Raw genomic sequence first — 3338 nt, 5'->3', positions numbered from 1 at the left:
CCCGCTCGCGGACTTCAGGTGAAAATTTGTTGGTTGTCTTGCTCATAACGGATGCTCCTTCTCACAAGTTGGAGCCTCCTGGAAACCCGGGGCGCTTCACATCGCTCACGAGTGGGGGATTACGCGCGCCGCGCTCGGGTTCGTCCTGTCGATGGAATTGATCGGCATGGGGATCGGCGCATTCCTGCTCGGCAATCTGGCAGACCGGTTCGGCCGGCGTCCGACCATTCTGGGCTGCCTCGCCATCATGGGCACCGGCATGGCGCTGGCCTCGCTTGCAGGCAACGTGACGATGCTTTCGGCTTTCCGCCTGTTCACCGGGCTCGGCATAGGCGGAATGCTGGCCGCGACCGGAGCGATCGTGGCGGAATGTTCGAACGCGCGCCGTCGCAACCTTGCGGTTGCGATCATGGCGGGGGGCTATCCGATCGGCGCGATCGTTGGCGGGAGCATCGCCTCCGCCCTGCTCGCTGCGACCGGCCGCTGGCAGTCGGTCTTCGAGTTCGGCGCACTGGCGACACTGTGTTTCATCCCGCTGGTGCTGTGGCTGGTGCCGGAAACGATCGCGTTCCTTGTCCATAGGCGACCGGCAAGGGCGCTGGAGAAGATCAATCGCACGATGGTCCGCCAGGGCCGCGCGCCGCTTTCTGCATTGCCGCCGCGCGATGTGCAGGTCGCCGGCACCGGCGTCGCCCAACTGTTCGCGCCTGGAATACGCTCGATCACGCTGTTGCTGACGCTGATCTACTTCGGCCACATGATGAGCTTCTACTTCTTCGTGAAGTGGATCCCCAAGATCGTCGTCGACATGGGGTTCGCGGCGGCGGCTGCAGGCGGCGTGCTGGTCTGGGCCAATGTCGGCGGCGCGCTCGGTTCGCTCGGCGTTAGCCTGCTGAGCCAGCGCTTCAGTGTGCGCTATCTGGTTGCGGCGGCGATGTTCGGCGGAGCTGCGGCGCTCTGCGTGTTCGGGTACTGGCCGACGACGCTGGCCAGGCTGTCCATCATGGCCTGTGTGGGCGGCTTCTTCACCAATGGCGCGACCGCCGGACTCTACGCCGTGATCGCGCAATGCTTCCCGGCCCATCTGCGGGCCGGCGGCACCGGGCTTGTGATTGGCGCCGGCCGGGCAGGCGCCGCGCTCGGGCCGGTCATTGCCGGGTTGCTGTTCACGTGGGGTTGGTCGCTTGGCCCTGTCGCCGTGATGCTGGCTTGCGGAACCTTGCTCGCCGGCATCGTCCTTCTGACCTTCAGATATCGCGAAAGCACCATCGCCTGAACGGGCTCCCGCAAAACCGGGAACTGGCCAGCAAGAATGAATTCGAGGCCGGGCTCATGGAGGCCCGGCCCAGGGAGAGTCGCATCGTGAATACGCAAAAATCACCCGAAATGCGCCGTCTGCGCGTTGCCTTGCTGGGCTTGGCTGCCACCGCGCTGCCTGGGGCCGCGCTTGCACAAGTCTCGCCGGCGCCGGTTCCCCTTGCACCTCCTGTGCCCGAACCCGTGCCGGGCGGCATTCCCGCTTCCTCCGGCATGCCGCAAAGCCTGCGCTGGACAGAGGACTGGAAAGCCGCCGCCGATCCCGAATATCGCAGGAAGAACCCGCTGGAGAGCCTGCGCCACGTCCCGGTGATCGGTGACGACGTCTACTTCTCCGTAGGTGGGGAAATCCGCTACTACTACCAGAACTGGTCGCACCAGAGCCTTGGCGCCAACGCGGGCGACAAAAACGCAAACCTCGGACAGCGGCTTCGGCTCGTCACCGACCTTCACATCACGCCTTACCTGCGTATCTTCAGCGAACTGGGGCACAACAGGGAATACGACGCGACGCTCAAGACACCGCCCAATCATGACAAGCTGGAATTCCAGCAGATATTTGCGGACATCACGATCCCCATTGGCGAGGATGCAGTCGTTACGATCCGTCCGGGCCGGTTCGAGATGCCGCTCGGTAATGGCAAGCTCGTCGGCCTTCGCGACGGTACCAACGTTCGCTTTACCTATCAGGGGGTGCGCGGAACTTTCATCCTCAAGCACAAGCTGCGGATTGACGCCTTTGCCGTTCGGCCCATGCAATTGTTCGAAGGGTCTTTCGACGATAAGGCGAACCCGGACCGCCACTTCAACGGCGTGACCATCTCGGCCGCCAAAGGACTGATCCTGCCGGACACGCAGATCGACATCTATCACTACGACGTGTTCAATAAAGTCGCGAAGTTCGCGCTTCTGACCGGCGAGGAGCACCGCCGGAGCTGGGGCATGCGCATCGGCGGCAAGAGCGGCGCGTGGGACTACGACGCCGAAGGGACGTACCAGACCGGCAGTTTCGCCGGAGATCATATCCGGGCGTGGGGGTTCAACAGCGACTTTGGCTACAGCCTGCCGAAATCGACACCGCTGCAGCCCCGGCTGGGTTTACGTTTCGATGCGTTCAGTGGCGACGGTAAGCCGAACAACGGCACGCTGGGCACTTTTGCGCCTCCTGCCCCGCGATTGCCGCTTTTCGGCGATGCCGGTTTCCTGAACTTCTCGAACATCGTCGATCTCTACCCGAACCTGACGGTCAAACCTGCCAAATCGCTCACACTCGTGGCAGGTCCGGAGTTCTTCTGGCGCGAAACGAAAAACGATGCGACCTATCAGGGGCCGACAAACTATCCGGGCATTCGCCCCGTCGGCTCTTCCTACATCGGCACCGGGTACAATTTCCAGGCAGACTGGAATGTCACCAAAAACCTCAGTTATCGCCTGTTCTTCACGCGCTGGGTCGCCAGCGACGCCTTCCGGGCCGGCGGCGGCAAGAGTTCGAATTACGTCGGCGTTTGGCAGCAGATCCGCTTCTGATCGCGACGGGATCGCAGGTTGCCGTTTCGCCGAACACGCCGCCTAGTGGATCGGGCATGATGATCATTCACCGCTCCCCCGTCGTCTCCTCCATTCTGTGATGGGCTAACGCAACTCGAAGCCCGCAAAGAACTGAGCAAAATCCACTAGCAACACCGCTCATTTTACGATCGTTGTCGCCAACATAGCGGCCGTTCATCACCCATTTTGGTGTTCTGAAAGCCGCCCTCCGTTCACCGAGACGAAGGTGATCCTGAAACTGCCGGAGTGGAAAGCTCGCGATTTTCGGCTTCGGAGGGCCTGGCTAAAGAAACCAGACACCTCCAGCGTTCAGGTTACTCATGATGCATCGGCAGCAACCGCCCGATCCTGCCCTCGCTTTCAAAGGAATCCTGATAGCTGATGGGGTGGACGCCCCCGACAGCCTTTATGGCAAAGTGGAGGTGTTGAAGCACCACTGAGGAGGCGTCCGTGTCACAGGTTACCACAATCGG

General features: G+C 62.1%; 2 protein-coding genes. Both read left to right on the top strand.

The window, feature by feature from the left end:
- Positions 1 to 100 precede the first annotated feature (100 nt).
- The gene (locus tag ADT71_RS00465; RefSeq protein WP_255351590.1) at positions 101 to 1276 is read left to right on the top strand and encodes an MFS transporter; all 1176 of its coding nucleotides are present in this window, start codon (positions 101 to 103) and stop codon (positions 1274 to 1276) included.
- 86 nt (positions 1277 to 1362) lie between these two features.
- A complete protein-coding gene (locus ADT71_RS00460) occupies positions 1363 to 2844 on the top strand; it encodes an alginate export family protein (RefSeq protein ID WP_165913392.1) in 1482 nt (493 codons plus the stop codon).
- Positions 2845 to 3338 lie beyond the last annotated feature (494 nt).

Source organism: Novosphingobium sp. ST904, assembly GCF_001298105.1.
Lineage (GTDB): Bacteria > Pseudomonadota > Alphaproteobacteria > Sphingomonadales > Sphingomonadaceae > Novosphingobium.
This window is presented reverse-complemented; position numbering and strand designations above follow the sequence as displayed.